This window comes from Methanoregula sp. (assembly GCF_052325125.1).
Taxonomy (GTDB): domain Archaea; phylum Halobacteriota; class Methanomicrobia; order Methanomicrobiales; family Methanospirillaceae; genus Methanoregula.
Window position 1 is genome coordinate 18,300 of sequence record NZ_JBKQWO010000004.1, and the last position, 26,318, is coordinate 44,617.

At 58.2% G+C, this 26,318-nt stretch carries 29 protein-coding genes and 1 other RNA gene; 14 read left to right on the plus strand and 16 right to left on the minus strand.

Features of this window, described 5'->3' with window-relative positions:
* Window positions 1–9: 9 nt before the first annotated feature.
* The 5 genes from ACLQMU_RS01030 to ACLQMU_RS01050 are packed head-to-tail and all read right to left on the minus strand — an operon-like array spanning window position 10 to window position 2,895.
* A complete protein-coding gene (locus ACLQMU_RS01030; protein ID WP_422148292.1) occupies window positions 10–507 on the minus strand; it encodes an HD domain-containing protein in 498 nt (165 codons plus the stop codon).
* On the minus strand, window positions 500–1,021 hold the full coding sequence (locus tag ACLQMU_RS01035; RefSeq protein ID WP_422148293.1) for a transcription factor: 522 nt from the start codon (window positions 1,019–1,021) through the stop codon (window positions 500–502). The genes ACLQMU_RS01030 and ACLQMU_RS01035 overlap by 8 nt, the downstream gene beginning before the upstream one ends.
* A complete protein-coding gene (locus tag ACLQMU_RS01040; RefSeq protein ID WP_424039368.1) occupies window positions 1,021–2,094 on the minus strand; it encodes an ATP-grasp domain-containing protein in 1,074 nt (357 codons plus the stop codon). The genes ACLQMU_RS01035 and ACLQMU_RS01040 overlap by 1 nt, the downstream gene beginning before the upstream one ends.
* On the minus strand, window positions 2,091–2,621 hold the full coding sequence (locus tag ACLQMU_RS01045; RefSeq protein WP_424039370.1) for a tRNA (cytidine(56)-2'-O)-methyltransferase: 531 nt from the start codon (window positions 2,619–2,621) through the stop codon (window positions 2,091–2,093). Before ACLQMU_RS01045 ends, ACLQMU_RS01040 begins: the two co-directional genes overlap by 4 nt.
* A complete protein-coding gene (locus ACLQMU_RS01050; protein ID WP_424039372.1) occupies window positions 2,608–2,895 on the minus strand; it encodes a MarR family transcriptional regulator in 288 nt (95 codons plus the stop codon). Before ACLQMU_RS01050 ends, ACLQMU_RS01045 begins: the two co-directional genes overlap by 14 nt.
* Window positions 2,896–2,971: 76 nt before the next feature.
* Between ACLQMU_RS01050 and ACLQMU_RS01055 the strand changes: the two genes are divergently transcribed.
* Window positions 2,972–3,382, plus strand: a complete 411-nt coding sequence (locus tag ACLQMU_RS01055; protein WP_422148297.1) for a hypothetical protein — start codon at window positions 2,972–2,974, stop codon at window positions 3,380–3,382.
* On the opposite strand, the gene ACLQMU_RS01060 is transcribed toward ACLQMU_RS01055, so the two are convergent.
* From ACLQMU_RS01060 to ACLQMU_RS01070, 3 genes are read right to left on the minus strand one after another with little or no spacing between them, the layout of a single operon-like run.
* Window positions 3,377–4,090 (minus strand): UPF0280 family protein, encoded by a 714-nt coding sequence (locus tag ACLQMU_RS01060; RefSeq protein ID WP_422148307.1) that lies wholly within the window; start codon window positions 4,088–4,090, stop codon window positions 3,377–3,379. The genes ACLQMU_RS01055 and ACLQMU_RS01060 overlap by 6 nt on opposite strands.
* Window positions 4,087–4,473, minus strand: coding sequence for a 4Fe-4S binding protein (locus ACLQMU_RS01065; protein ID WP_422148298.1), 387 nt, complete (start codon window positions 4,471–4,473; stop codon window positions 4,087–4,089). The genes ACLQMU_RS01060 and ACLQMU_RS01065 overlap by 4 nt, the downstream gene beginning before the upstream one ends.
* Window positions 4,470–5,978: a homocysteine biosynthesis protein gene (locus ACLQMU_RS01070; RefSeq protein WP_422148299.1), complete on the minus strand. Its 1,509-nt coding sequence runs from the start codon at window positions 5,976–5,978 to the stop codon at window positions 4,470–4,472. The genes ACLQMU_RS01065 and ACLQMU_RS01070 overlap by 4 nt, the downstream gene beginning before the upstream one ends.
* 92 nt (window positions 5,979–6,070) lie before the next feature.
* On the opposite strand from ACLQMU_RS01070, the gene ACLQMU_RS01075 reads away from it, so the two are divergent.
* From ACLQMU_RS01075 to ACLQMU_RS01085, 3 genes are all read left to right on the plus strand, one after another.
* Complete coding sequence (locus ACLQMU_RS01075) at window positions 6,071–6,778, plus strand: Nif3-like dinuclear metal center hexameric protein (RefSeq protein WP_424039901.1); 708 nt, start codon at window positions 6,071–6,073, stop codon at window positions 6,776–6,778.
* Window positions 6,775–7,101: an SWIM zinc finger family protein gene (locus ACLQMU_RS01080; RefSeq protein ID WP_422148301.1), complete on the plus strand. Its 327-nt coding sequence runs from the start codon at window positions 6,775–6,777 to the stop codon at window positions 7,099–7,101. The genes ACLQMU_RS01075 and ACLQMU_RS01080 overlap by 4 nt, the downstream gene beginning before the upstream one ends.
* Before the next feature lie 356 nt (window positions 7,102–7,457).
* Window positions 7,458–8,345 (plus strand): 4Fe-4S binding protein, encoded by an 888-nt coding sequence (locus tag ACLQMU_RS01085; protein ID WP_422148302.1) that lies wholly within the window; start codon window positions 7,458–7,460, stop codon window positions 8,343–8,345.
* Between the two features lie 233 nt (window positions 8,346–8,578).
* Here the strand turns inward: ACLQMU_RS01085 and ACLQMU_RS01090 are convergent, their stop codons facing one another.
* The 6 genes from ACLQMU_RS01090 to ACLQMU_RS01115 form a co-directional block, all read right to left on the minus strand.
* Entirely contained in the window at window positions 8,579–9,334 is a 756-nt protein-coding gene (locus ACLQMU_RS01090; protein WP_422148303.1) for a SagB/ThcOx family dehydrogenase, read from the minus strand.
* A 99-nt stretch (window positions 9,335–9,433) separates the two neighbouring features.
* Window positions 9,434–10,237, minus strand: a complete 804-nt coding sequence (locus ACLQMU_RS01095; protein ID WP_422148304.1) for a formylmethanofuran dehydrogenase subunit C — start codon at window positions 10,235–10,237, stop codon at window positions 9,434–9,436.
* A gap of 9 nt (window positions 10,238–10,246) precedes the next feature.
* On the minus strand, window positions 10,247–11,974 hold the full coding sequence (locus ACLQMU_RS01100) for a formylmethanofuran dehydrogenase subunit A (RefSeq protein WP_422148305.1): 1,728 nt from the start codon (window positions 11,972–11,974) through the stop codon (window positions 10,247–10,249).
* A gap of 1 nt (window position 11,975) precedes the next feature.
* Window positions 11,976–13,358 carry a formylmethanofuran dehydrogenase subunit B gene (locus ACLQMU_RS01105; RefSeq protein ID WP_424039899.1) on the minus strand — a complete coding sequence of 461 codons (1,383 nt, stop codon included), beginning with the start codon at window positions 13,356–13,358 and terminating at the stop codon, window positions 11,976–11,978.
* Window positions 13,359–13,361: 3 nt separating this feature from the next.
* Window positions 13,362–13,772, minus strand: a complete 411-nt coding sequence (locus tag ACLQMU_RS01110) for a molybdopterin dinucleotide binding domain-containing protein (RefSeq protein ID WP_422148766.1) — start codon at window positions 13,770–13,772, stop codon at window positions 13,362–13,364.
* A 17-nt stretch (window positions 13,773–13,789) separates the two neighbouring features.
* Window positions 13,790–14,053 carry a 4Fe-4S binding protein gene (locus tag ACLQMU_RS01115; protein ID WP_424039897.1) on the minus strand — a complete coding sequence of 88 codons (264 nt, stop codon included), beginning with the start codon at window positions 14,051–14,053 and terminating at the stop codon, window positions 13,790–13,792.
* 194 nt (window positions 14,054–14,247) lie between these two features.
* Between ACLQMU_RS01115 and ACLQMU_RS01120 the strand changes: the two genes are divergently transcribed.
* Window positions 14,248–14,883: an FmdE family protein gene (locus ACLQMU_RS01120; protein ID WP_424039896.1), complete on the plus strand. Its 636-nt coding sequence runs from the start codon at window positions 14,248–14,250 to the stop codon at window positions 14,881–14,883.
* Between the two features lie 803 nt (window positions 14,884–15,686).
* Here ACLQMU_RS01120 and ACLQMU_RS01125 read toward each other — a convergent pair.
* The gene (locus tag ACLQMU_RS01125) at window positions 15,687–15,881 is read right to left on the minus strand and encodes a hypothetical protein (protein ID WP_422148769.1); all 195 of its coding nucleotides are present in this window, start codon (window positions 15,879–15,881) and stop codon (window positions 15,687–15,689) included.
* Window positions 15,882–16,104: 223 nt separating this feature from the next.
* Window positions 16,105–16,446, minus strand: an RNA gene (gene rnpB / locus ACLQMU_RS01130) — RNase P RNA component.
* Window positions 16,447–16,581: 135 nt separating this feature from the next.
* On the opposite strand from rnpB, the gene ACLQMU_RS01135 reads away from it, so the two are divergent.
* The 9 genes from ACLQMU_RS01135 (at window position 16,582) to ACLQMU_RS01175 (ending at window position 26,317) form a co-directional block, all read left to right on the plus strand.
* The gene (locus ACLQMU_RS01135; protein WP_422148770.1) at window positions 16,582–17,157 is read left to right on the plus strand and encodes a TIGR00296 family protein; all 576 of its coding nucleotides are present in this window, start codon (window positions 16,582–16,584) and stop codon (window positions 17,155–17,157) included.
* A gap of 45 nt (window positions 17,158–17,202) precedes the next feature.
* Entirely contained in the window at window positions 17,203–18,651 is a 1,449-nt protein-coding gene (gene tgtA / locus ACLQMU_RS01140; protein WP_422148771.1) for a tRNA guanosine(15) transglycosylase TgtA, read from the plus strand.
* Entirely contained in the window at window positions 18,648–20,288 is a 1,641-nt protein-coding gene (gene arcS, locus ACLQMU_RS01145; RefSeq protein ID WP_422148772.1) for an archaeosine synthase subunit alpha, read from the plus strand. The genes tgtA and arcS overlap by 4 nt, the downstream gene beginning before the upstream one ends.
* A gap of 88 nt (window positions 20,289–20,376) precedes the next feature.
* On the plus strand, window positions 20,377–21,525 hold the full coding sequence (locus tag ACLQMU_RS01150; RefSeq protein ID WP_424039893.1) for a Re/Si-specific NAD(P)(+) transhydrogenase subunit alpha: 1,149 nt from the start codon (window positions 20,377–20,379) through the stop codon (window positions 21,523–21,525).
* Window positions 21,522–21,839 carry an NAD(P) transhydrogenase subunit alpha gene (locus tag ACLQMU_RS01155; protein WP_422148774.1) on the plus strand — a complete coding sequence of 106 codons (318 nt, stop codon included), beginning with the start codon at window positions 21,522–21,524 and terminating at the stop codon, window positions 21,837–21,839. Before ACLQMU_RS01150 ends, ACLQMU_RS01155 begins: the two co-directional genes overlap by 4 nt.
* Window positions 21,836–23,218 carry an NAD(P)(+) transhydrogenase (Re/Si-specific) subunit beta gene (locus tag ACLQMU_RS01160; protein WP_424039892.1) on the plus strand — a complete coding sequence of 461 codons (1,383 nt, stop codon included), beginning with the start codon at window positions 21,836–21,838 and terminating at the stop codon, window positions 23,216–23,218. The genes ACLQMU_RS01155 and ACLQMU_RS01160 overlap by 4 nt, the downstream gene beginning before the upstream one ends.
* A gap of 1,061 nt (window positions 23,219–24,279) precedes the next feature.
* Window positions 24,280–24,525 carry a hypothetical protein gene (locus ACLQMU_RS01165; RefSeq protein ID WP_422148370.1) on the plus strand — a complete coding sequence of 82 codons (246 nt, stop codon included), beginning with the start codon at window positions 24,280–24,282 and terminating at the stop codon, window positions 24,523–24,525.
* 105 nt (window positions 24,526–24,630) lie between these two features.
* On the plus strand, window positions 24,631–25,380 hold the full coding sequence (locus ACLQMU_RS01170; RefSeq protein ID WP_443673500.1) for a vWA domain-containing protein: 750 nt from the start codon (window positions 24,631–24,633) through the stop codon (window positions 25,378–25,380).
* A 7-nt stretch (window positions 25,381–25,387) separates the two neighbouring features.
* Window positions 25,388–26,317: a PP2C family serine/threonine-protein phosphatase gene (locus ACLQMU_RS01175; RefSeq protein WP_424039889.1), complete on the plus strand. Its 930-nt coding sequence runs from the start codon at window positions 25,388–25,390 to the stop codon at window positions 26,315–26,317.
* The last annotated feature ends 1 nt before the right edge of the window (window position 26,318 follow it).

Genomic DNA, 26,318 nt, shown 5'->3' on the forward strand with positions numbered 1-26,318 from the left:
TAAGCATGATTACTGCGTGAGCAGCTCCACTTCAACGGCAAGCCGGTACATCCGTCGCCGGATCTTTTTTGGCAGGTGGATGGCAGAAGCAATACTCTCATCGATCGTCACTCTCTTCGATCCCGCGATCAGGTTGTCCGCGTGGGTGACGATCTTCTCTTCAATAGTCCGTGGCATGCAGTCACGCGGAGCAAGCCCCAGCAGCGTGCATTCATCCGCCGTCAGGCCGGCCCCGGTATGGCACTCGACGATCCGCACAACCTGTTCGGGAAAGCCTTTTTCGCGCAGGAGATCCGCTCCCCGTTGCGCATGGTCGATCGCGTGCGTGCTCCCCCGGCCGATATCGTGGAGCAGCGCACCGGTCACGACAAGCGCAGGGTCGGCAAGAGCGCACCCCCGGGCGTACTCCTCCGCACAGGCACAGACAGCCCTGCAATGGGTGATCACCTTCGGGCTGCACCCGGCTTCTTTAAGCAGCGCGATGCAGCGTTCCCTGCCTTCAGGCATGGCCAAGTACTTTTTTCATGCTCTCGATGCGCTCCCGGAGCGCCTTTACGAGAACATCGTTATCGAAATGGCCAAGCGGCTGCTCGCAGTTCGGGCACTTGAAGTCACCGCCCATGGCCTGCGTGAAAGTATAGATATCGTGGCACTCCCTGCAGATATAAAAATCGTTCTCTTCCTCGAACCGCATCCGGTGTTCGAGTTTGCCCAGCACCATCTCCATATCTTCCCGTATGGCATCGTGGATATGGTCGATCCGCAGCTGCCAGAGGTAGGTCAACCAGCCGGTTTCGTTGTTCTTGATCCTGTGATATTCCGCGAGCCGTTTCTCATACAGCGTATAAAGCGTGTGGCGCACGGAGTTTAGGTTGATCCCGGTGCTTGCTGCCAGATCCTCATCGCTGTGTTCACCCTCCTTGGGGAATTTTTCCAGAAGATCGAGCCCTTCATCACCGATCAGCCGGTGAATATATGCCCGCATTGCCGGATTATTAAGAACTTCTTCTACAGGATCCATCAGCGAATATATTGTCGGACAGAGCTGATATTTTTATCCAGCACAGAAAGTGCCTCATCCCGGGTCTGACCCGTTCCGGAGACGCTCACGATTGCCTGTTCCTCTTCAAAACAGGTCCCCGGCCACGGGATATCAGAGACCACGGGGGCAAGATCCTTTAAGTCTGCGTCAAGGATCAGGTCGCGCTCGGCAAAGAGAATACGCCGTGCGGCATAGATCTGTGCCTGTGGCGCTTCCGGAAGCGTTCCCGCGCAGGCATTGACATGGAACCGGAAGAGGTTGCATGCATATGCCATCTCGACCGTATCGAGAGTTCCCTGGAAACGGGGATTCACTTCGATGACCCGCGGCGTATCCCGGCCGATGACAAAATCGATGCCAAGAGTCCCAGTGCAGCCGCTTGATGCCGCAATCTTCTCGGCGATGGCGATCATTTCAGCACATACAGGATGGTCAAAGGGGGTTACCGACCCGGAGAAACCGAATGCAGATTCGCCATTTCCCCTGAGCAACTGTTCGTTTACGGCGATCGCCCGGGCTGCATGGCCGTTTGCGATGCAACAGATGCTTGCAGGGATCCCGTCTGCCACCTGCTGGCGGATATAGGGTACGTCCGGGTACAGGGAGGCCCAGCGCGTTTCCTCACCGGCATCGCGGAGCACCGCGTTACGCCACCCTCCTGCACCACGACGGGGTTTTGCCATCACCGGGTATTCGCCATCACCTGCTATGCGGGGGACCGGGACTCCCAGTTCCTCAAAAAAGCGCTGCATCTCCAGCTTGTCAAGGAACCGGCCGACACGTTCGCGGGATGTCCCGCAGAGAGGGACCGGGAAGGTCAGGTCTTCGGCTCCTGAGGTTGCAATCGCGATATCAAAGGAATATCTGCGGCACATCCGGTCCACCGTCTCAGGAAGATCGGTGAGATCCCTGAATTGCATCCGGTCACGTGTGTACCAGAACAGGTCCTGATCGCAGAAATGATCCACCGCACAGACTTCATAACCGGCAAGCGCAGCGGACTGCGCCACATGGCGCGTGGCGAAACCTGCGACAAGGACCCGGCCCCTCACAACTCCTCCGTATGTTTCCCGGCCTGAGATGGTACAATCCGTATTTTTGCGCCGGGGAATTCCCGGGAGAATTCCGATCCTTCATAGAGATGATCCAGGAAGAGCGCGAGGCTTGAGATCTCCGAATGGGGCTGGCCGGTTACGGCGACATTGTAATCCGCAAGCCCGTACATCTCGCCGGGCACTTTCTCGGCCCCGACGACCACGAGGAGTTTTTCCGAAGACCGGATCTCGCCGATAATGTCGGGAAGGTTAATCCCGTACATCGTCAGGTGAACCACCTTGCCGCCACCTGCCTTCCAGTCCCGGATGCAGGTGCGCCACCTGACATTATCCTCGCAGAAAAAATTCCCGCCCCATCGGTCCGCTACATCAAGGACGCTCCGCACGACACCTTTGTCGCTTGTGGCAAGAAACATCCCGGATGCTCCGAGCGCCCGGCCGGTCAGGGCAACATGGGTGGTCACCCGCTGGTCGCGTTCGGGACGATGGCCGATCCGGAGTATTGCTACTTCATTTCCTGTCATACCCGCTCTTCCTTGCTCTTATAACGCCATTTTCAATAATGTACGGCAGTGTCCCGTCATTTTTTGCCTGGCATTTTATGAGCGCCTCCCCTACTGAGAGGGTCCGGATTTTTCCACTGGTCCGGTCGATGAGAAAATAGCGGTCGAGCCGGTCCAGCGACGTGGTAACTGCTGCTGCATCCAGTCCGCTTACATCTGCCAGATCATCTGCAGTAACCTCACCCTTCTGCGTGATGATATGATAGATCAGCCAGTCAACGTCCTCTTCTTTCACCTGTACTCATTCCCGCTCGTCCAGATTATAGTTTATTGCCAGCGGATATTTAGCCAGTCACGGCCAACCAGATCCCATGGATACAAAAAATCCCGTCCCGTCATTTCCAGAACTGGTCAGGATCGCGGACTGCCTGCTTGAAGAGAGTGGCGAGGACGAGGATGCACTGGTGCGCCGGATGGAAGTCCTGCCCGGACCGGTGAGGTGCGAACTTTTGGTCTCGGATCTCTTAAATGCATGGCAGGTATTCTATTATTTTTTCCGTTTCATTCCGGATGAACTGGTGAAGGAACGCCTTGAACTTGAACCCGCGTCATCGCTTGTCAACGGAGTGGCAATCGATGAGATTGAGTTGCTGACCCGGGTATTCCGGGTCAACCACAGCCAACCGGAGATTATCGTGACCGACGGGAAGGACCCGCTGAAAACATTTTCCGGTGCAAGTGCAATGGCAGACAGCAGTTCCTATTTCGAATCGACGTTATAGCCGGTCCCCGGCAGTGATCAGTTGTTCGTTGACCCGGGCCGGGACGACGGGCGGGACCCGGCCCCATTGGATGACCGTCTCTCCCAGAATGGCAAAGACACCCTGCACCTCGACGGGATCGAGCTGGCTGAGGACGCTCCTGTCATCGGTGCGTATCCGGTTGCAGACCGCCGTCGCCCACGCATCGGCAAGGAGGGGATCGGGTGCAAAGATCGTGACCGCATCAGCGACCCCGAACGAGAGGGAAGGGCCGACCGTGGCCGATGAGGTGCAGATACCAAACGGTTCTTTTTGTGGCGGGATCACAAACGCGACCTTGTCGGAAAGCGGGGCTGTCCCGGCATGGACGCCCACCCGGACGTCCCGGTCGCTCACGAGCGCAATGTCCCCGCCGTTATCTATTACTCCGAACCGGGCGCCGGCTCCCATCATGGCCTCGATCCCGGCAGATGCAATGGCACCCGCAACGGTCGCCATGGGTCCGACATCGGCTTTTGCAGCGGCGGTTGCCATATGCCGGATCAGGGGTTCGTCCGTATCCGGCTCGTAAGGAAAAAACGTACTCGCAAAAAAGAGGTCGCGGGCGATATACCTTTCGAGTGTCATGCGGGCATTGATCATACCCTCTTTTGCCGCGGCCGCATGAGCGGGTGTTTCCGCGAGGATCGCGGCAAAGGTCTCCCGGTACCGGAACGGCTCGCGGATCATAGGGGCAATGTCAGCGCCTGGTGCGGGCATGCATCCACGCACTTGCCGCAGAGAATGCACCGGTCTTCCGCAATTGCGAGTTTCCAGTCTGCGTCAAACGAGAAGACCTCCCGGGGGCAGATGGAGATGCAGGCGCCGCAGTCCACGCACTCGCTTGCGTTGAGGTTGATCCCGTGTTCGAGCAGTCTTACGGTGGCCCCGAGACGGGTCATGCTTGTCCTGATGAGTTTGCACTGGTCATCAGGGACTTCGATAAGCGCCTCACCTTCTGATGAGTCGATCACGGCCCGTTCGACGCTGATAAGAATCCCGGTGTCCTTGACCACCTGCGCGATGATCGGGGCGTTATTCTTCCCTTTGGAAAAGTTCACGAGCAGTTTCATTTCAGCCACCTCCCGCCGAAGAGCTTCCCGAGGTTGATTGCGGTGAGCATGCCAATCACGTGGCGCTCCCGGTCAACAACCGGCAGCGCACTGATGTTATTCTGTTCAAGTTTTCTGACCGCAATATCGACCGCCTCGTCAGTCGTGGTGGTTATGACTTTCTTTTTCATAATGTCGCTGACCGTGCACGCCTTGCCCGGGTTCGCGACCGCCTTTGAGACATCGAAGGTCGTTACGATCCCCACAAGCCTGCCATCGTTCCCGATAACCGGCAGGTGGTTGGTCTCCCCTTTGAGGAGTTTCTGCGCGGCCGTACGGATCTCCTCCGATTCCCCGACGCTCACGACCTGCCGGTCCATGATGTCCATCACGCGGGGGCCTTTTTTGCTCTCGTGCATCGGATGCACCTTCTTTGTTGCGTCAATGGGCCGGGTGGGCAGGGCCAGCTGCATGCCGCCCCTGCCGATCCAGGATTTGAGTTCCCCGGCGACCCTCCGCGCCCTGCGGAAGCTCGAAAGGGACGAGGTCCGCACCTGTTCTCCATTGATCTCCACCATGCCGGACCGCAGCTCTGCATAGGTCACGCTCCGGACCGGAGGGCGATTGCGGCTCGGCACCCCATAATCAATCAGGTCGACCGAGATATCCTCATCCCCTCTTGCCGTAGCCCGGACAACGTCAAGGTCGAGTACCGGCAGCGGCACCCCAAGCCCCACGTAGAGGGTGACGCCATATCCGGTCATAGTCGCGGCGCGGAGGTACTCGGGGGACATATCCTTTAAATTCCCGGTAACCATCAGCGTCCCGAACCCACCTCCTGGTGAGTGCTGCGTTCCCTCACCGATCACCATGCCCTGCGCGCCGCACAGGAAGATGGGGACGCCGCTTCCGATGAGCCGGAGTTCCGGGTCGTTCGATATCGGGTTCAACACCCCTGCACCAGAGTATGTGATATTACCCGTATTGGGGAGGAGCGTTCCCATGTAGGTGTGCAACAGCCGGTCGGTGGTGTTGGTTGCCGCGTTATACCGCTGGTACGCGTTACGAGGGTTGCACATGATCGCCTGGTTGAGGTTTTCGAGAAGAAGTTCAGTAGTGATCGTCCTGCGCGGGTAGCAGTCAGTGCCCCGTGAGGTCGCCCGCAGCTCGACTGATTTCCCGGAGACGAGGTCCTCCAGAACGTGCGCGCCGCCATACTTCTCTTCGAGCGTATCCGACTGCTGGGTCGCCCCGATATAGGTATCGACTGCAGCAAGACCCCCGTAAGCCTCAACGTCATTGAGCCAGATCCGCTCCATCCGTATCGGGGGTTCCGAATGCCCGAAGTTCAGGAATGCTCCCGATGAACACATCGCACCGAACGTCCCGGTGGTAACAACATCGACTTCCTCAAGCGCGCCCTCCTCCCCCAGTTCACGAACGATCGCGGGCATCTCCTCGGCGGTGACAACACGGGCGTTGCCGTCACGGATGCGCTCGTTGATCTGATCGATGGACTTGTGCATGAAAGAAAATATCATTTTATGAATATTAAAACTCATTGCTATTACCCGAAGTAATATATGATATATATCCCCGTCCCGCGATATACCTGTATATGCACCTGCACGCCTTTACAGAGGAGATGGAAATATTTGCGCCCCCAGCCCTTGCGGAGGAATTCGATGCCGGGAGGATTGGGCTCGTGGTGGAAGGAAGACCGGAGATAGGAACTATCTGCTGCGCGCTGGACGCGACACCCGCAGTAGTCCGGCAGGCTGTCGCATCAGGCGCCGACATGCTCGTCGTGCACCATACGCCGATATGGACGCCGCTTACCGCTTTGACCGGGCGGACCGCCATCCTTATGAAGGAGATTCTCTCCGCGGGGCTGAACGTGTACGTGATGCACACGAATTTTGATCACGCGGCGGGGGGTGTCAACGATGCGCTCTGTGAACTCCTCGGCCTTTCTGACTGTGAACCGATGACCCTCGGCGCGATCGGTACCTGCGCGCTTCCGCTCTCCGGTATTGCGGAGCGCATCGGCGGTAACCTCCGTATATGGGGGAATCTTTCAGCATGCCGGCGGCTCGCGATCGTGGCCGGCAGCGGATTTGATCCGGAATATCTATCAGAGGCGCACCGGCTCGGGGCCGATGCGTTTCTCTCTGCCGAAATGAAACATTCGGTAGCCCGGGCGGCGCCGCTTCCCTGCATCGAGTCGACCCATTACGCGCTCGAGGCGCCGGCCATGAAACGCCTTGCGGCACAGCGCGGCTGGCAGTATATTGATGATCCGCCGCTCTTGTCCGTATACCCATGAAGGATCTCTGGCAGCAGCTGTGCGAGAAAAAAGTGCTGGACGATGCACTTCGCGTCGGGATCGTCGCAGAGTACGGGTCACGGGGAGCAAAGGCACTTGACGCCATCGACCGCCACCTGATAAAAAAATACCTTGATTTCTTTGTTGTCGCCGGATCGACCGGTGAACACGTAGTCTCTGAAAATGTCTGCACATGCCGGGACTTTGCCTTCCGGCAAAAACTCTGCTGGCACCTCATCGCAGTCCGGATTGCGGAGGCGACCGGAACGTTTGAGACCATCAATGCCTGGTACCAGGATAGCTGGAAAAATAAGAGTACCTGATGACGATACCCGTTCCGGTATCATTCATTATATTTGCATTACGCCATTTTTCGTATTGAGATAAATCATCTCCTCGTACGCCCACAGGTACCATACACGGAAGCGTCGAGGGAAGAAAATCTTCAAAACGCCACTATCCTGCCGGCATCACGCAGATGCTGTTCTATGCAAGGGGCATCCATACCCGACGAGAAATGTTCAGGCTGTGCGGGAAAGTCAGTCCGGGAGCATACCGGGCCAGGCATCCCGGCGGCCTTCCGGATGATCCATTCAGGGCAACTGCGGATCTTTTACTCTCCAGCCCCCGCATGCCATAAGCCCATCCTTAATAACCACGAATCTTACCAGTACTATAAATGCAGCATGAGTTTGGCATTCACATGAAAGGAGGTATCATCACCGAGCGGGATCCCGATCTCTCCACGGTCCGTATCCGGGCACCGGCCGGGCTCCTCACTACTGATCAGCTCCGGGGTATTGCAACCATCGCAAAGAAATACGGGACGGGTGTCGTCCACTGTACCACCCGCCAGACCATCGAGATCCCGCATGTCGATCCTGCCCGGCTCAAGCGACTGGCCCGGCAACTCGAAAAGAACGGGACACCGGTCGGCTCGGAGAAAGATGAGGTCGTGAACATTATCTCCTGCCCCGGGGCTGAGCGCTGTAAATACGCGAATATCGATACCATCAGCCTTGCAAAAAGGATCGATGAGAAACTCTTCGGGAAAGTGATGCCGGTCAAGATGCGCATTGCGCTCTCGGGATGCCCCAATGCCTGCACGAGTCCTATGCTCAACGAGATCGGCATCATCGGGAGGATCCGACCGATCCGGACGCCCGGGCTCTGCACCGGCTGCGGCTCCTGTGTCTATTACTGCAAGGAGAATGCCATAAAGATCAGGAACGGGATCTCAGAGCTGGATGAGGATAAGTGCATCCAGTGTGGCATGTGCGTCAAGTCCTGCTCGTTCAACCTGCTCAAGTTGGCACACCACCATTACCTCATCACAGTTGGCGGACGCCGGGGGCGCCACCCGAAGATCGGCAGGGAGCTCATGACCGTGGACACAGAAGAACAGGTCCTCTTTGCCATAGAGAAGATCATCGACTGGGTATACCGCCGGGCGTGGAGCGGGAGGCTGCTTTCCGAACAGCTGGACGAGATTCACTTCGGGAAACTCCGCGAGGAGATCCGGAAACAGGTACCCGGTGCCGGGGCGGCGGGGACAGTTAAGAACTAAAAGCGGAACAGTTCAATCCATTTGCCGGTAACGTTCAGTAACAGGTTCCTTCCTGACAAGTGCTGATCTGCCCTGACGGTTTTCCCAGAGCAGGGGCCGTTTTTACGTTCCTGTTTTAAAAACAGGATTCCTGGACTTATTCTAACTTGAGAATCCACCGCAGCCATTTTTCAATAGTCATGGATAAACGAACGGGTAGGAAACCGGTCTTTTTGTGACGACAAAGCGGCGCCCTAGCCCAGCGTGACATTCTTCCCTGCTTTCCCCACTGCCGCAAGGTAGACCGGCCACTGGGTCTCCGGATCGAGGTTTGCCAGTTTTACCATCATCTCGTCATGGAAGAAGTCCATGGGGCAGACCTCGTACCCGAAGCAGGACGCTGCCATGATCAGGTTCTGGCAGGTGTGGCCGGCCTCGATGAATGCGCTGCGGTAACCGCGGCTGCCGATCGCCCAGACCGTCCGGTAGGGAATTGCAACCCAGAGGAACGTGACCGCAGCCCTTGTCACAATCTTGAAGTTCATGCTTGCAGTGCTCATCTCCAGCGTCAGGCCGGAATCGATCCGTTCGGCCACGATGCGGTGAGATTTCGGGAGGTAGCGATAGAGTCCCGTCTCAAGCCCATCCACATCGCTTGCAACAAAGTAGGTCTCGATCGGGTACCGGGAACCGCTCGACGGGATATTCCGCAGCTGGATCGTCTCTGCCACGGTCCGCTTGAACCCCTGTGTGCACCAGAGAAGGAACGAGAGTTCCTTCAGGGTGATAGACGAACGGGTAAAGAATCCGACCGGTTCCCAGCCTTCGATTGCCGTCCTGACCGGAATGTCCGGCACCTTGAATTTTTTCGGGCTGGGAAGTTTGATGACGGTCTGCCCTTCCCGGACCGGGAGTTCATGGGGCGGTTCCGGAACACGGAGGACAAGGTCGACCGTGGAAAAATCCGGGTACCGCGTACCTTTGATGAATGCATTGCCGATATCGTTCATACAATCCTCTTAAAGATACTCATGTTCCGGACCGGGATTTTACAAAAAAAGGGGTTACGGCCGGTCCGGACGTCTGTGTGTGATGACGTACGGGGCTAGTCATGCCGCTTTCAGGTACAGGTTGGCGAAGACTTCCTTACCCTTGACCTTGGGGTGGCGCTCGCCGAGGTCGCCGATATAGTGGTCGAAGGTGTACTTTGCACCATCGATCTCCTTCTCGACCCGCTCGGTTTTCTGGTAACCAGGCATCATGTACTTAATATTCCCGAGCACGTACATGTCGCCCTTGACCATCTGGCCGCCGACACGTCCTTCGACATCCCCCTTGATGACAACGGTGCCGCCTTCCGCATGGGTGGAGACGTGGATGAATGCATCCTTCTCGATGATAATGGTGCCGCCGAGCATGAAGGTACCGATGTCGTTACCGGCACTGCCCCTGATCCGGATCGTACCGCCCTTCATGCCTCTCCAGTCGCCGCGGTATGCGCAGCCGACATGGTTTTTGGCATCCCCGTCAACGAGGAGCTCTCCGCCTTCCATCTGGATCCCGCAGAAGGAGTCGACGTTGCCGGTGACACGGATTTTTCCGCCTTTCATCCAGCCGCCGACATACATGTCCGCGTTGCCGTTGACCGTGACCGTCCCGGCGGTCATCTTGGAACCGATGTACTTTACGCGGGATGCGTCCCCGGCGATCACGATATCCGTGTCTGCCGCTGTGGCTCCCGGAGAACCGGAGACCTCAAAGTAGTCCCCGAGCGTGACGTGGATCTTCCCTTCGTGGGCAGGGAGCGCTGCGATCTGAGCCGGCGTCTTGCCGGAAAAGGTATCGGGGGTGATGCTGTAGCCCTCGAGCATCAGCTCGGGGACCTTCGTGGGTTTTAACGTGACTGTTGCCATGATCGCACCTCAGGCCTCCACATCGACGTTGATGACGAACGGGTGCGGGGCGAGGTAGTCTTTCACCGAGTAGTTCTCCAGCTGGACCGTGTAGTCCGTGGTGAAACTCTGCGTAATATCGCGCTTCACCTGCGGGTTCTCGGGCATGTTGACATTGACCCAGACGGTCTTCTTGTGGCCGTGGCCGAGGACTTCGCCATCTTTGACCACGATCTCGCCGGATTTGACAAAGCAGGCCGCCCGCTGGAACGCAGACTCGATCTTTTCGGGATCGGAGGGCATGTTTCTGTAGTCGAGGTCAAAGACAGCAACATCGGCGATCATGCCGGGCGCAAGGCCACCGTAGAAGTTACTGAGGCCGAGACATCTGGCCGGACCGGAGCGGGTCATCTGGGCGATCTCGTAGAGGGTGAGTTCACGGTCGATCCCGTGAAGGTTCGTGGCGTCGATGACCTTGTCCTTGTGCTTGAACGAGTCGAGCACCGCTTCACGGGCCTTCTTGCTCATGAGCCACTTGATGACGCGGGGGTACCGGGTAAACGGCCCTGCGTTCGGGTGGTCGGTGGTGATGAAGGTCCGGTTCATGTCCTTTGCAAAGAGGGCAAGTTCCAGGCCGATTGCCCACTGGATGTCGCAGACCTTGATATTCGGGTCGTAGACGTACGGGACGACACCCGCAGCGGTCTCCATCTCGACATCGACATTGGCCCATTTTAAGTGGTTGAGGCCGTTGAGGTGGTGCTCGAAGGGGCCGTCGGCAGTCATCGTGGTGGTCTCGTCAAGGGTGACGTTCCCGGTATCGACCGTGATCGCCTTGTTCCTGTTCACGTAGTCCATGACTTCCTTTGCCTTGGACTCGAAGTTCGCCCAGCTGTCCCCTCCATACGAGTGAAACTGGAGGTGGGTGGAGTGCATGACCTGTTCGCGGCCGAACTTATTCTTCGGCTTGACACTCTCGGCGATCTTCAGCGATTCAAGGGTGAGCTGGTAGTTGCCGGGGTTACCAAGGTTGTTCTGGTGGATATGCATCGAATGAGGGAGGCCGAGGTACTCGTTTGCCTTGAGGAGACCGGTGATGATCTCACGGGGCGTGATCTCGAAGTACGGGACGACATCGTCAAGGCTGAGGCAGTTGAGCCCCCAGCCCCAGGCTGCGGTGCCGCCGGGGTTGACGCACTTGACACCAAAGCCCTTCGTGGCCTTGAGGAGCCAGGCGATATAGGCTGCCGTGTTCTCGACTTCGCCCTTCTTTAAGTAGTCCATGACAAACCAGTTGTTACCAAAGACCGGCAGCGCCGCCTCATCGATGATTGGGGTGTCGTGGATCTCCTCATGAACATGCGGGGAGTGGATCGGGGGCATCGCGGCTTCCATGACGAAGCCATAGCCCATCCGGGCATAGTCGTACCCGGTCTTGAAGGTGCTTGGGATCGAGAAGCCGGATTCCATGCGGTAGCCGTTCTTCTGTGCCATCGCACTCCGGGAAGTTCCTGACAAGAGCTTGTCCTCGGGGCGCATCAGGCGGCCGACATTGACCTTGGGTCCGGCCACGTGGGCGTGGACATCTACCCCGCCGGCCATGACGAGTTTGCCCTTCGCGTCGATGACCCTGGCCGACGAGCTGACCTTGTCGACGATCTTGCCATCTTTTATGGCAACATCGCCGACATCGCCATCGATCTTCCGTGACGGATCGATAACAAATCCTCCCCTGACGAGAATTTCTCCTGATGACATTTCAGCTCACCGCCGTGTTGGTGTTATGCGGGTATTTCCGGTTCTCCTTTGCGGCAAGCCAGATGGGTTCCGTGTTGGTCAGTTCGCACATCCGCTCGTAGACCCGGTCGAAGAGTTCCTCGTCGCTTGGTACGCCCGGCAGGCCCTTGAGAACGGCCTTGAACTGGATCGGGACGTTGTCCATCCGGTAGACGACGCCCGGTTCATCGACGCCGGCGATCCTGACCGGTATGTGGAGGTCTGCGATCTCGCTTGCCATGCAGAAGTTGGGGTCCACCGCGATGAACGGGTGCTTCTTCAAGTGCTGGACTGCCTGAATGGGGAAGTGGGCGCCTGCGTCGGTACCGACATTGACAAAGCAGTCCACTTCGTCCCTCATCGCAAGGTCAACGGAGCTCGTCTCGCCCGGGTTCATGTGTGCGTGGGTGCCTTTGGAGAGGTCGATACAGTACGGGAACCCAAACTGCCATGACCAGACCTGGCCGGGGCCGGCGATATTGTAGTGGCCCCGCATCGCCATGATCGAGCACTTGGTGTGGGAGTTGAGATCACGGGTCAGGCTGATGGCGGCATCGATGTTGTGGTTGCGGCCATCCGTGTGGGTGCAGCCCATGCCGAAGAAGATCATGCAGAAGCGGGCCTTCTTCATGATCTCGACAGATTTCTTGATCGTCTCCTTGTCGATACCGGCTACCTTGTCGGGGATGTCATAGCCCCGGAGTACGGTCCGGAATGCGTCGAAGAGCTCGTAATCGTGGCCTTGGTCGAGCATGAGGTGGACGTCGGCGAGTTTTGCGGTATCGGTCTGGCGCGGGTCGACGCTGATGACCGTCCGCTGCATCTGGCCCTTCGCGGTGAAGTAGCCGCGGGGGAAGATCGAGTACCGGGAGGTGTGGCGGGGGTGGGCGTGCATCGGGTTGCAGCCCCAGAATACCACGACATCGGCACGGTTCTTGGCCTCGCCGAGCGTGCAGCTCGGGTAGCCGTTGTCGAAGATTGCAAGGAACGAGGGGCCGTGGCAGATGGTGGCGCAGTTGTCGAGCACCGCGCCGGACTTCTCGGCAATGCGGCCAACCGCGCTCATGCCCTCGCAGTTGGTGGAGCCAAAGCCGTAGATGAGGGGCTTTTTTGCGGCGAGCATGGTTCTTGCCATCCAGTCGATCGCCTCGTCGTACGGGATCTCCTTCATGGAGCCGTCGGGCTGGCGCATCCGCGGGAGCCGCGGGCGGGTGGGGTCGTTTGCGTGGTGGAAGAGGTTGTTTCCGATAATGCACGCGTTGTGGACTTCAAGGATCTGGGTCTCGTCGTCGGACACAAGGATCTCGACATCGTCGCAGGACGACCCGCAGTACGGGCATCCGACACCTTTGATCAGTTTTGGCATAACTTATTTCCCCCCTTTCCAGAGCCCGACCGAACCCTGCACGAGCTCGAGGGCGGTCTTGAGTTTTTCATCCATTGCCGGTTCGATTGTCACCGGGAACCCGCTGTACTGGGGGGTACCGGTGGACTGGGTCCGGGGCGGCACGACCTGGTTTGCCCAGACTCCCTGCCGGATGTGGGCAAGGCCGGGCGGGCAGTACTGGGTGGGCTCGATGGCCTTCACGATGACACTGCCACATTCGCTCGTGACGCGGACATTGGTGTTTCTCCAGATGCCCAGTTTCTTCATGTCTTCGGGGTTCATCTCGCAGATCGAGCAGGCTTCGAAGTAGTCGGGGTTGGTCTTGCCCTTCTCCATTGCGGCCCCTTCCTCGATCGAGCGCTGGGTGATCATGTTCAGGGTAATTTTTGTCATGGCCTGTTCACCAATCCTTACACCATGCCAAGGGCTCCGGTCTCTCCCCTTCCGGAAAGGGTGATCACCTTGTACGGGCAGGCTCCGACACACACACCGCAGCCTGCGCAGAGTTCCATCTTCACGTCAAGGCTGATCGATTTCCCGTCCTTGACATGGTAGATCTTCTCCTTCGTCACCGGGTCGAACGTATAGAGCTCGATCGCATTCACCGGGCAGGCAACCACGCAGTTCCCGCACCCGGTGCACCGGTTAATGTTTACATGTACTGAAAACGCCATGCACATCACACTCCGATTAAAAGTTAATATATTTTTTACCAATTGATCGTTGGTTTACTGAAATTAATAAACCTTTTGAAAAGCACATTCATATCTATTAAATCATACAGAGAATTCAGATATAATTACAGATGCCAAATGCCAGCTGAAAACAAAAAATATACTATTTATTGGAATTCAACCCCATGATATTCATGGAAAAAGGATACCGTCACGATAATGAGGATTTTGACGCCCGCATCAAGGCCTGCGGGGTTTCTGAACCGGTGAGCACGTACCTTTCCCGGTGTGCACAATTCCACTCGTCACCTGCACCGGGTCTTCTTATCGGCGCATTCATGGTGGACTACGCACTCGAACTGCTGGGTGCACAGCCCGGGGAAAAGCTCTTCTCGGTCTGCGAGACCCCCAAGTGCCTTCCCGATGCACCTCAGGTGATAGCCCATGCCACCACCGGGAACGGACGGCTGAAGGTGGTCCCCATCGGGAGGTTTGCCCTCACCATGAATCGGGCCTCGGACAAACCCACCACGGATGGGATCCGGGTCTATGTCGATCCCCAAAAGATCCGGCAGTTCCCGGTCATTGATATCTGGTTCGCGAACAGCCTCACGTTCAACAAGCACACGATGGGAACGAATCTCCAGGAGCAGATCTTTCGTGCCGGGCGGAAAATCCTCTCGTACGAGAAGGTCCGGGTACCGGTGAAGATCAAGGAGGCCTGGCAGCCGGTGACGTGCCCGACCTGCGGCGAGACCGTGCCGGATTACCTGGTTGTTGACGGGAAATGCGGTGCCTGCGGGCCGATGAAATATTATGAGAAGATCTAGGCCGGGTGGGACGTGGCTCCACGCGATGGTCTAAATTTTGCTAAGTAGTCATCCCCACTATTTTAGTGACAGGTTATTACGACCTCTCTCCGCCTCGTGGCCCGTCACAGGCACGGCCGGGCAAATATGAGTACGAGAAAACACACCTTGATCCGCCGCGGGGGCGCCCCGTCGGGGGCGGCTGCTCTCCTCGTCCGTGGGAATGTGGGCAACAGCCCCCACGATATCCCCACCTCACTATCCGGATCTTTCGGCCAGACCCAAAGATTTCCGGAAAAGTCCGGACTAAGGGCTAAAGATTCTGGAAAAGAGCGGCTCAGCTGCTGAAGATTCTGAGAAAAGTTCAGCTCGCGACCCGGCAATTTCCAGAAATGATCGCCCCCACCCCCGGCTTCAAAAAAATCAGGCACTCCCCTCCTCCCCACTCTGCGGTCCGCAAAAAAAATGATCGGACCGATCGTTTTCAAAATTGATCGGGGCGACCGCTCACATTCCAGTACTATAATGTGTGTTTCCACTGGAATTTCAGACGAGACGGAGTGGTCGGTCCGATCGTTTTCAGAATCGATCGGTCCGGCCAATTTCAAAATTGGTCGGGGTCACCCTCAACACAAACGATGAAGGCATACCCCCCTCCCCTCCGCTTCATGCTCCACAAAAAAAATGATCGGACCGATCGATCTCAAAATTGGCCACCGCCTACCCCCCCCTCTGCTCAAAATGAAGGGGGGGATATCCATTTTGTTTATTCCGGGAGGATCGGCTCCCGGACCGGACATAAGGATCCGGTACAGGGACTGGTCCTAATCACAGACCCAGAAGCACTGGCCGTACTCGCTGCACCAGAAATGACAGTACTGCGCCGTGTGGACCTGTGCGGCAGCAAGGCCGATGACGGCCTGCACCGCAAGAGCTGCCACTGCGGCCACAACCACCAGAGACAGGATAAAGACCGCCCTGCCCACAAGGCTATTATTAAGGATCCCGTTCATCATCATCTACTTCCTGATCTGACCGATCGTCCCCTTACCCGTGCCATGGGATATCCCGTCGTTGAGTGAAACAATTTTTGCAGTCAGGATGCCCCGATATGCCCTGCCATAAACGTTCTGTCCTCCTTTTATCCAGCCCGGGTACAACCGCCGGTCCAACCTGCCCGTACCAGGGAACCAGCAAAAACCTTCCGGACAGGCGCCTAGAACATTTCAGGATAAGAATAGTGAGTGGGAGGAGTAAGCCTCCTTCTGTTCATGCGGCATTCAGCTCTGCGCCATACCCGGGCGGATACCGAGCGATCCATTGCCCTGTTCTGGCTTGCACCCGCAGGGATTCGCCGTTTCATCGTATCCTGTTCCGTTAAAGCGCTCAGCGGGTTACTCGCGCGGTTGCCCGCACTTCTTGCCCCGGGGGGCTCAGCCGCATCATGACTGGGAACAGGCCGTGTCGTTTCTGTGCCATTGCCGTGACTCTCGCCACCCATACTTGCGTATGGCTGCGTGCCCGGTGGGTGGGGGGACTTTCCTCAGCAGCACAAAGGCTACCGTCAGCCGCTCTCTCCCTCTCACGACAACATATGCGTGAACGGGCCTTAATAATAGCACCGTTTGAAGTGCACGGATACGCCTTTTTGCGGCTCCCGTGAAGGATAACTAATTAAACGGGCCCTGCGGAAAGTGTCACAGAAAAGAGGTATGCATCATGCAACTGCTGACTCCCGATGAAGGGTTACTTGCCGTCCGGCTCGCCCGGGGGGCCATTGAATATACGATTGCGAAAAAACCAAAACCAATGGTTAAACTGACACCGGTCTTTGGCGAAAAACGCGGGGTTTTTGTGACCCTGACCAGGGAGGGTCAGCTCCGGGGCTGCATCGGGTTTCCCTACCCGGTCATGCCGCTTGGCGATGCTATTGAGGATGCCGCCGTTGCGGCAGCTCTTGAAGACCCCCGGTTTCCCGGGGTCGGAAAAAACGAGCTTGGCTCCCTTGACTTTGAGGTGACTGTGCTTACTGTCCCCTTAACCCTCGAATGTGCCCCGCAGGACCGCCCGGCCCATGTGGAGGTCGGGCGTCACGGCCTTATCGCCCGGGGCTTTGGCACAAGCGGTCTTCTGCTCCCCCAAGTGGCAACCGAGTACGGCTGGGACGCGAAGACTTTCCTCGAACATACCTGCGAAAAGGCCGGGCTGCCCCGTTCCTGCTGGACAAAGGATAACATGGAGATCCTTACCTTCGAAGGCCAGATATTTACGGGTTCGTTTAAGGGATCGGTTTAACAGACCAGACCGCCAATCAACTAGGAACAGGAGTACCCCGCAGGTATGGCGATCACCTTCGAGAGTCTGGACAGCGATATTGCAGGGCGCACCGGAAAACTGGGGGCCGGAAAAAAAATGATCCGGACCCCCGCCCTGCTGCCGGTCATCAACCCCCACCTGATGCTCGTAACCCCAAAAGAACTCCGGGCCATGGGGGTTGAGGCTCTCATCACCAACGCTTACATCTTCTCCCAGAGCAGGCAGTACAGCGAGCGGGTAAAGGAAGAGGGGCTGCACCGGCTGCTCGACTTTGACGGCCTGATCATGACCGACTCGGGGTCGTTCCAGCTCTCGGTCTATGGCGAAGTCTCGTTCACGAACGAGGAGACACTTTCCTACCAGCGGGCAATCGGAAGCGACATCTGGGTACCGCTTGACCTCCCGACCTCCCCGGATGCCGACCGGATTACAGCTGAACGGGAACTCGCAATAACCATGGAACGTCTCCGTGAGGCAAAGGAACTCTTCGGGAATGATGCGCCGCTCGCCGGGCCGGTGCAGGGCGGGATCTTCCCTGACCTCCGCGAACAGGCAGGAAAAGCAGTCGGTGACCTCGGCTTTGCTTTTTGCCCCATCGGTGCGGTTGTGCCCCTCATGGAGGCCTACCGGTACCGGGATCTCGTCGACGTGATCATGGCCGCGAAGCGGACGATCCCCCGCTCTGCATGCGTTCATCTTTTCGGGGCGGGCCACCCGACGATGTTCGCGCTCGCCGCAGCGATGGGCTGCGATCTCTTCGACTCGGCCGCGTACGCGCTCTACGCAAAGGAGGGGCGGTACCTCACTACTCATGGGAGTTTCAAAATCGACGAACTCACTGACCTGCCCTGTGCCTGTTCGGTCTGCCGGAGCCATACAGCTGAAGAACTTCGAACCGCAAAAGATCGGACCCGGCTTCTCGCGCTCCACAACCTCGCCGTTACCCTCGCCGAGATCGCCCGGATCCGTCAGGCGATCGCGGACGGGACGCTCTGGGAACTCGTGGACGACCGGTGCCGGAACCACCCCCAGCTTCTCGCCGGTTACCGGGAACTGCTCGGGCACAATACAGAACTCGAAGCCTTCGACCGGGCCTCCAAGCGCCGGTTCTTTTACCGGGGCGATGAGAGCTGCGCCCGTACCGAGGTGCTCCGGTACCAGCGGCAGCTGGCCCGTCTGCGTCTCGGAAAAAACGTTCTGGTTGCCTGCGATTCCGGGCACCGCGAGGGCTATGACGACGTGCTCTTCTTCAAACCGCCGTTCGGGCCCTACCCGCCGGGATTAAAAGAGACATTCCCCATCGGCCCGACCGAGATCCCCCCATGGGACTCAGCTATGGTACGCCAGGGGTGCCGGGGCATCCGGGTGCTTGCCGAGAGCCATAAATGGAGCAGGATCTCGGTCTCGGGCCTTGCCAGATGGCAGGAGATCTTCTGCGACGAGGCCGGGGATGTGGCGGAGCTGGTCGAATGATCCGATTCGATATCAAAAAGCGAGACGGGCTTGCCCGGGCCGGTCTTATGACCGGTGAGGGGCTGCCGGGATCACCGGTGCCCTTCCCTGCCGTGCTCGATACGGCGGACCTCTTCCCCGCGCTCGATTCGCGGGCCGGTACCAACGTCCCGCTTTCCGCCCCGTCGGCATTTGCCGCTGCCTATGTTCCCACGGGCACCGGCCAACCGGTCACCATCCACCCGGCGTTAGAAAACCCGGCTGCAGGCGGGGATGTCGTGATGGCCGCAAACTGGCACACGGCGCTCGCGAACCCCCGGCAGTACGTCGCCTGGCTCAAGGCACTCCGGGAGAAAACTCCGCCCGATACCCTATGGTACACGCCGGCCGCAGCCCTCCCCTCGAACGTCCATATCCTCTGCCACACAGGATTCGGGCTCTTCGATTATACCGGTGTTGATCTCGCATCCGCGCAGAGGCTCTTCTGCACGCCCGAAGGCGAGTTTGCAGCAGGAGCTCAGACGGCCGGTCTCTGCGGCTGCGAGGGCTGCCGGAGTGGCGACCTGAACCTGCACAACCGGCTCGCGCTGGAGCACGAGGTTGCGCTCGCCCGGTATTTCATCGGGCAGCAAAAACTCCGCGAGCTCGTGGAGGCCCGGTGCCGGATGAACGCAAACCACGTTGCCATCATGCGCCATCTCGACCAGGATTATGCGTGGTCCGAACCGTACTCCCCTGTTGCACGCAGCGGTGTGATGCGGGCAAACTCCGGGGAATCGATGCAGCGTGTCGAAGTAAGACGGTTTGCAGAACGCCTCCTCACCCGGTACCAGCCGCCGAAGGCAACGGTTGCCGTCCTCCTGCCCTGCTCGGCAAAGAAACCCTACTCGCTCTCGCAAAGCCACCGCAGGTTCCAGCAGGCGATCGCGGGCCGGGCCCACGAGCTGATCGTCACCTCCCCGCTTGGTCTTGTCCCCCGGGAGCTCGAATGCGTGTACCCGGCCATGCACTACGATGTCCCGGTTACCGGCTACTGGGACGCGGAGGAGTGCGCATACATCTCGGATATCCTCTCCCGCTATCTCTCGCTGCATCCCTATGACCGCGTGATCGCCCATCTCGAAGGCGGTGCGCTCAAAGTTGCGGAGATGGCGGCAGAGCGGTGCGGCATCCCGCTCGAGTACTCCTGCCGGGACCGTCCCGCCGGGGAGGAGGCCCTTGTCCGGCTCAGCCGGGCCCTCGACTGCGAGCGCCGGGTAAAAGACGACCGGCTCCACGGTATGCTCTCATACCAGTTCGGGTGCGATGTGGACACGAGAAGCATGCTTTCCCGGGGCCACTTCCCGGAACTTTTCTACGCGAAGAACAACCAGCAGCTTTTCTCAATTGACACCGGCACCGGCCTGCTCCGCCCGACATTCGAGGGCTGGGGCCTGCTCCCGCAGGGATACCGGGTGACCATCAGCGACTTTGTGCCCGAAGGGGACGTGCTGGTCCCGGGCGTAGTGGACGCCGATCCCGTCATTCGCGAAGGGGACGAGGTGCTTGTGGTCGGGCCAAAGGCGCTGGCTACAGGAAAGGCGGCGATGCCGGCGGCAGAGATGAGAGGATCCCGGCGTGGCGTGGCCGTCCGGGTGCGTAAAATAAAGAAGTTGTAGGTTCAATTCGTAGGATACAATCGCAGATTATCCATGGAGTGAAGTACTTGTTTTATCCTGATACGACTGTACAGGCGAGGTGGGAGATATGACGTCCCCCATCGTGATTGCCGTCCCCAGAGAACTCACCTTCGGGGAACAGCGGGTGGCGACCGTGCCGGACGCGGTCCGGAACTTTACAAAATCCGGCTGCGAGGTACGGGTCGAGCATGACGCAGGTGCAGGGGCATACTATCCTGACGCCGCGTTTGAGGCAGCAGGGGCAAAAATCATGCCCGAACGGGCCATGTTGCTTGACGGAGCAAGGATCGTGCTGCGCGTCCAGCCGCCGACAGCCGCAGATGTCGAAGCGCTTGAGGAAGGAACGATTGTGATCGGGTTCATGAATCCCGCAAACAACCTTGAAGCAATAAAAAGGATGCGTGACCGGAAAATTACCGCTTTTGCTCTCGAACTGGTCCCGCGGATCTCCCGCGCCCAGAGCATGGATGCGCTCAGCTCGCAGGCAACGGCCGGCGGGTATGTCGCGGTTATCCTTGGTGCTGAGAACTGCCCGAAATTCCTGCCGATGCTGACAACCGCCGCAGGCACGATCCGGCCCTCAACGGTTCTTGTCCTTGGTGCCGGCATCGCCGGCCTCATGGCGATTGCCACAGCAAAGCGGCTCGGGGCCCTTGTCGAGGCCTACGATGTCCGGCGGGCCGCGGGCGAACAGGTGAGGAGCCTTGGCGCAAAGTTCCTCGAACTCGAGATCAATGCCGAAGGCCAGGGCGGCTACGCGCGCGAGCTCACGCCCGAAGAAAAGGCAAAGGAGCAGGAGATGGTTTCTGCCGCAGTCGCCCGGGCAGATATTGTCATCACGACCGCCGCGATTCCCGGCCGCAGGGCACCGGTGCTTGTCACCCGGGAGACCGTTGCTACGATGCATTCTGGTGCAGTTATCATCGATATGGCAGCCGAGACAGGTGGCAACTGCGAACTGACGCAGGCAGGAAAAACGATCCATGAGCACGGCGTTACCATCATCGGCCCGCAGAACCTCCCGGCCCGGGTGCCGTTCCATGCAAGCCAGATGTACGCGAAGAACCTGCAGTCATTCCTCTCGCTCCTCATCGATAAGGACGGGGCACTCGTGACCGGGTTTACCGACGAGATCCTCGCTGCAAGCCTCCTCGTGCATGCGGGGCAGGTCCATCACCAGCCGACACGCGATCTCCTCGGGGGGACCAAACCATGATCGATACCACCCTGCTCTGGACCGCGGTCTTCATCGCAATGCTCGCCGCATTCGCCGGCTATTTCGTGATCAGCCGGGTCCCTGTCATCCTCCACACGCCGCTGATGAGCGGCTCGAACTTTATCCACGGGATCGTGCTCATCGGCGCCATGGTCGCGCTCGGCCTTGCTACGACCCCGCTCGAACAGGCCATCGGTTTTATAGCAGTTGTCCTCGGGGCAGCAAACGTGACCGGTGGCTATGTCGTGACAGAAAGGATCCTCCAGATGTTTGACCGCAGCGGGAAGAAACAAAAAGAAGGAGGCCTGAAATGATCGACCTCTCCTGGATCATCGACCCTGTCTATATCGCGACCATCTTCTTCTTCATCATCGGCCTGCACCGGATGAGCCACCCGCTCACTGCCCGCAGCGGGATAGTCTGGGCTGGTGCCGCGATGCTGATTGCGACGCTCGCGACCTTCCTGACCACAAACCTTACCAATTTCGCTCTGATTGCCATAGGGATCGTCATCGGCGGCGGTTTCGGATACATCGCGGCAAAGAAGGTCGCGATGACCGGCATGCCCCAGATGGTCGCCCTTTTCAACGGCATGGGCGGCGGGGCGGCAGCCGGCATCTCGGCTGTCGAACTCCTTCGTACCATTGATGCAACAAGCTCCCTTGCTATCATCGGTGGCATCATCGGGGCCGTCTCATTTGCGGGCAGCATCATCGCATTCATGAAATTACAGGGCTGGATGCGGCCGCGGCCGGTCACCTTCCCGGGCCAGCAGGTTGTGAATACGGCAATCCTCGTGCTGGCCATCCTTTCCGGGGCGTTTATTATCCTCACCCCGGCCTGGCTCCCATTCGGCGTCCCAATGTACCTCCTGCTGTTCTTTGTCCTCTCGCTCATTTTCGGTGTCCTCATGACACTTCCGATCGGCGGGGCTGACATGCCGGTCGTGATCTCGATGTACAACGCGGCCACCGGCCTTGCGGTCGCACTCGACGGGTTCTCGTTCGCAACCCCCAACTACGCGATGGTGATCGCGGGTATCATTGTTGGCGCAGCGGGTTCGCTCTTAACCCTCCAGATGGCAAAGGCGATGAACCGCTCGATTACCAACGTCTTCTTCGGCGCATTCGGCGCGACCGAGGAAGACAGTCATTCGATCCAGGGCAGCATGAAGCCGGTCGAGGCAAATGACGTTGCCGTGATGCTCGCCTATGCAAACAAGGTGATTATTGCCCCTGGCTATGGCATGGCAGTTGCCCAGGCCCAGCAGAAGGTAAAGGAACTCACTGACCTTCTCGAAAGCAGGAACATCCCGGTGAAGTTTGCAATCCACCCGGTTGCCGGACGGATGCCCGGGCACATGAACGTACTCCTTGCCGAAGCAGGGGTTGCCTATGACCGGCTCTTCGACCGGGACGAGATCAACCCGGAGTTTGCCGGCACTGATGTGGTGCTCGTGATTGGGGCAAACGACACGGTCAACCCGGCCTCCCACCGGCAGGGAAGTCCGCTCTACGGCATGCCCATCCTTGACGTGGAGCAGGCCAAGAACGTGATTGTCCTCAAGCGTGGCCAAGGGAAGGGCTTTGCCGGGATTGAAAACGACCTGTTCTACCGGGACAATACACGGTTGCTATACGGCGATGCGCAGGAATCTGTCGGAAAGGTCGTGCAGGCACTCAAGAAGTTGTAAGGATTCCCCTGAAGGCTACAGGGATATATAAATTAACCAAACCATTTCGGCTTAAATCATGGTATATACTATTCACGCAATTAAAGTTTATTTGTTATTAGGACAAGTGTAATTGATAATTGGAGATTTGAAAAATTTAATAGTATCCATCCATATTAATCAGATCTTTCGATATTGTTCGATTCCAATACAACACTTTCAACAACTGTTTTGTAACATTTCCTTCAGAAGCAAAAATCATCAAGGTCAGGTTTCTCTTATTGAGATCCAGGAATGGCGATCCATCAATGCGATTCTTCCCTCTCCCTGCTGATACAGGGAGTCGCTCGGGCGCCTGCCGGGCCCTCGCTGGGCAAGTGCGGTTGATCCCACCCTGTTCCGCTGCGGGGGCGCCCCGTCGGGGGCGGCGGCACTCCTCGCTCGTGGGGTTATGGGGGCGACAGCCCCCATCCTCTGGATTCGTTTCCAAAGCCCGGCAACTCGTTACATACAGCCACCCGGACTTTTCTTTGAAAATTTCCGGTCGCGAGCGGACAATTCCGGAAAAAGCCCGGGGGTAACCCCGACCTCCAAAAAATCGGTAACCCCCCCTACCTCCCGCACCGCAAAAAAATTGATCGGACCGATCGATCTCAGTGATAGGTTGGGGCGACCTGAGATCCACGCGGGATCTGGGGCACCCCCTCTCCCGACCAACTTTTGTAAAGCCGGGGACCCCTCCCCCCACCTCTCTTGGCATGAGGGGGGACTACCTCCTTTGTTCCAGCACCGGGACGTATGCTCCGCGTGGAGCCTCCGACGAACGGAGGGATCCCCCTCCGTACTCTGATGAAGGAGGGGGTGGCCGATCGTACGAATGGGTGGGAGTACCCCCCATGGCCTTGCGGACATGAGGCAGCCCCTACCCCCCATCCTTCTTTTTTTGCGGGCGGGTGTTACCCCCATCGGCACAAGACCTCATGGTCCTTGCGGTCCTACACCATTCCGCCACGATATCTCCCACACGTTTAAGAACAAATATCGCCCACATGTAGAGAAAACAGTATAAGGAGTGAATTAACATGGACTTTGGAAATCTGGGCGGAATCGGCGGATCGGTTGCCGGTTTCATAGCAACACCGGAAGGGCAGACTGCAGTAAAGAATTTCCTTGCGACACCGGACGGAATGACCCTGCTTAAGAATTTTGCCGCAACAGCACAGGGCCAGCAGGTCATCATGAGCATCCTTCCCTCAGTTCTTGACGGGATGAATCTGCCGGAACCGGTCAAGGCGATGATCAAGAGCGCTGTCCCAACCCAGCAGTAACCTCATCAATTTATCTTTTTTTGCAGTCGGATCAGAACCGGAGTATATTATTCCTGCCGCAAACGATCCCTCAAACGGTGATCTTATAATGTTACCGGATAGATTGTGTACCTAGTGCAAGGGGGAATTTTTATCGAGGATACCATACCAATTCCTGACGGTCAGGTAGCACGCAAACAGCTGCACTTCTTCTGGCTTGCCGACTGCTCTGACTCGATGCGGGGCAAGAAGATTGCAACGCTCAACCAGGCCATCCGCGAGGCACTTCCTGAGATCCAGAAAGCGGTCGCAGCGTACCCGCAGGTCGATATCCGGATGCGGGCAATAAAATTCTCTGACGATGCATCCTGGCATGTCGGACCCGACGCGGTTCCCCTTAATGAATTTGTCTGGCCCGAACTGGAAACAAGCGGCCTTACCGCAACGGCAAAAGCGCTCCGTCTTCTCGCCGGGGAACTTTCCATAGAACGCATGCCCCGCCGGGGACTCCCGCCGGTCTGCATCCTCATCTCAGATGGTTTCTGCACCGATCCCCGCGAGGAGTATGATGCAGCTATCGCTGACCTCGGGAAGATCCCCTGGGGCATCAAGGCGGTCAGGCTTGCCATTGCCATTGGAGATGAATCGGATTACAATGCGCCCGAACTGCTCAAGTTCGCAAACCAGGAATCAGTCGGCCTCATCAGGGCGCATTCCCCTGAGGAACTGGTTGCGTATATCAAGTGGGCCTCGGTCAGTGCATCGGTGGCATCGTCACGTGGCCGGAGCAGGGGGGAGCCGGCTGCCGATGACATCTCGAATGTTTCTCTCGAATCCCCACCGCAGATGATCACGTCCAATACCGATCTGTTCTGAACGTATCATGCCATCGCCAGAAGAGTTCTCCTGCACCTGCGACACCGGCCTTGGCTGGGTATTCGGGTGCAGCAGGACCGGGGCCGCCCATGTACGGGCTCGCCGGCCCTGCGAGGACTCCTATGCACTCTGGAGCGGATCGGCCGGGGCACAGCCCTGCATAGCGTTTGCCATTGCTGACGGTCATGGCGATCCCCGGCACGACCAGAGCAGGACCGGAGCAGCCCTTGCCGTGGATGCGGGTATCGCGGAACTTGTCGCATTTCACCGCTCCTATGCCGACGGGAGCATTCCCCGCCAGCAGTTCCGCGCCGGTTTCAAAACTGATTTTCCCCGTCGCGCCACCCGTCACTGGAGGGAGCTTGTCGTGCAGGACGCCGGAGGGCGGACACTTCCTCCTGCCCCGGCATCACCTGCAACCGGACAGGACCAGAATTTTACCCGGTATGGGACGACCCTGATCACTGCGCTCGTAGTACATGACAGCATCCTTGTCGGCCAGATCGGCGACGGTGATCTCCTGCTGGTCATGCCTGACGGCAGCATCGATTTTCCCCTCCCGCGCGATCCCGTGCTTGCGGGGAACGAGACTCATTCGCTCTCGTCTCCCGATGCTCACCTGCTCTGGAGAACCGCCACCCTTGATCGGGGGCAGGGTGGCATCATTCTCGCCGCGACCGACGGGATCTCAGATTCCTTTAACGGGGCGGAGAGCGAGGAGTTTTCAATTTTTATCCACAGTCTGGTCGACCGCATCCGCACGTACGGGACCGAGGCCGTGGCCGCTGCCATGGGCAGCTGGCTGGACCGCTTTTCAGCGATTGCAAGCGGCGACGATATGACGCTCGTATGGGCCTGTATCAACCCGGAAGAGCAAACCCCGTACAAACCACGGCCGAAGGCGAATGCGCCCGTTTCTGCAGGGCAGGGCTGGTAAC

Bases quoted from the DNA above. Each gene is read 5' to 3' on its own strand.
- ACLQMU_RS01030 (WP_422148292.1), bottom strand. From the start codon at position 507: ATGCCTGAAGGCAGGGAACGCTGCATCGCGCTGCTTAAAGAAGCCGGG.
- ACLQMU_RS01035 (WP_422148293.1), bottom strand. From the start codon at position 1,021: ATGGATCCTGTAGAAGAAGTTCTTAATAATCCGGCAATGCGGGCATAT.
- ACLQMU_RS01045 (WP_424039370.1), bottom strand. From the start codon at position 2,621: ATGACAGGAAATGAAGTAGCAATACTCCGGATCGGCCATCGTCCCGAA.
- ACLQMU_RS01055 (WP_422148297.1), top strand. From the start codon at position 2,972: ATGGATACAAAAAATCCCGTCCCGTCATTTCCAGAACTGGTCAGGATC.
- ACLQMU_RS01060 (WP_422148307.1), bottom strand. From the start codon at position 4,090: ATGATCCGCGAGCCGTTCCGGTACCGGGAGACCTTTGCCGCGATCCTC.
- ACLQMU_RS01065 (WP_422148298.1), bottom strand. From the start codon at position 4,473: ATGAAACTGCTCGTGAACTTTTCCAAAGGGAAGAATAACGCCCCGATC.
- ACLQMU_RS01070 (WP_422148299.1), bottom strand. From the start codon at position 5,978: ATGCACAAGTCCATCGATCAGATCAACGAGCGCATCCGTGACGGCAAC.
- ACLQMU_RS01075 (WP_424039901.1), top strand. From the start codon at position 6,071: ATGCACCTGCACGCCTTTACAGAGGAGATGGAAATATTTGCGCCCCCA.
- ACLQMU_RS01080 (WP_422148301.1), top strand. From the start codon at position 6,775: ATGAAGGATCTCTGGCAGCAGCTGTGCGAGAAAAAAGTGCTGGACGAT.
- ACLQMU_RS01085 (WP_422148302.1), top strand. From the start codon at position 7,458: ATGCAGCATGAGTTTGGCATTCACATGAAAGGAGGTATCATCACCGAG.
- ACLQMU_RS01090 (WP_422148303.1), bottom strand. From the start codon at position 9,334: ATGAACGATATCGGCAATGCATTCATCAAAGGTACGCGGTACCCGGAT.
- ACLQMU_RS01095 (WP_422148304.1), bottom strand. From the start codon at position 10,237: ATGGCAACAGTCACGTTAAAACCCACGAAGGTCCCCGAGCTGATGCTC.
- ACLQMU_RS01100 (WP_422148305.1), bottom strand. From the start codon at position 11,974: ATGTCATCAGGAGAAATTCTCGTCAGGGGAGGATTTGTTATCGATCCG.
- ACLQMU_RS01105 (WP_424039899.1), bottom strand. From the start codon at position 13,358: ATGCCAAAACTGATCAAAGGTGTCGGATGCCCGTACTGCGGGTCGTCC.
- ACLQMU_RS01110 (WP_422148766.1), bottom strand. From the start codon at position 13,772: ATGACAAAAATTACCCTGAACATGATCACCCAGCGCTCGATCGAGGAA.
- ACLQMU_RS01115 (WP_424039897.1), bottom strand. From the start codon at position 14,053: ATGGCGTTTTCAGTACATGTAAACATTAACCGGTGCACCGGGTGCGGG.
- ACLQMU_RS01120 (WP_424039896.1), top strand. From the start codon at position 14,248: ATGGAAAAAGGATACCGTCACGATAATGAGGATTTTGACGCCCGCATC.
- ACLQMU_RS01125 (WP_422148769.1), bottom strand. From the start codon at position 15,881: ATGATGATGAACGGGATCCTTAATAATAGCCTTGTGGGCAGGGCGGTC.
- ACLQMU_RS01135 (WP_422148770.1), top strand. From the start codon at position 16,582: ATGCAACTGCTGACTCCCGATGAAGGGTTACTTGCCGTCCGGCTCGCC.
- tgtA (WP_422148771.1), top strand. From the start codon at position 17,203: ATGGCGATCACCTTCGAGAGTCTGGACAGCGATATTGCAGGGCGCACC.
- arcS (WP_422148772.1), top strand. From the start codon at position 18,648: ATGATCCGATTCGATATCAAAAAGCGAGACGGGCTTGCCCGGGCCGGT.
- ACLQMU_RS01150 (WP_424039893.1), top strand. From the start codon at position 20,377: ATGACGTCCCCCATCGTGATTGCCGTCCCCAGAGAACTCACCTTCGGG.
- ACLQMU_RS01155 (WP_422148774.1), top strand. From the start codon at position 21,522: ATGATCGATACCACCCTGCTCTGGACCGCGGTCTTCATCGCAATGCTC.
- ACLQMU_RS01160 (WP_424039892.1), top strand. From the start codon at position 21,836: ATGATCGACCTCTCCTGGATCATCGACCCTGTCTATATCGCGACCATC.
- ACLQMU_RS01165 (WP_422148370.1), top strand. From the start codon at position 24,280: ATGGACTTTGGAAATCTGGGCGGAATCGGCGGATCGGTTGCCGGTTTC.
- ACLQMU_RS01175 (WP_424039889.1), top strand. From the start codon at position 25,388: ATGCCATCGCCAGAAGAGTTCTCCTGCACCTGCGACACCGGCCTTGGC.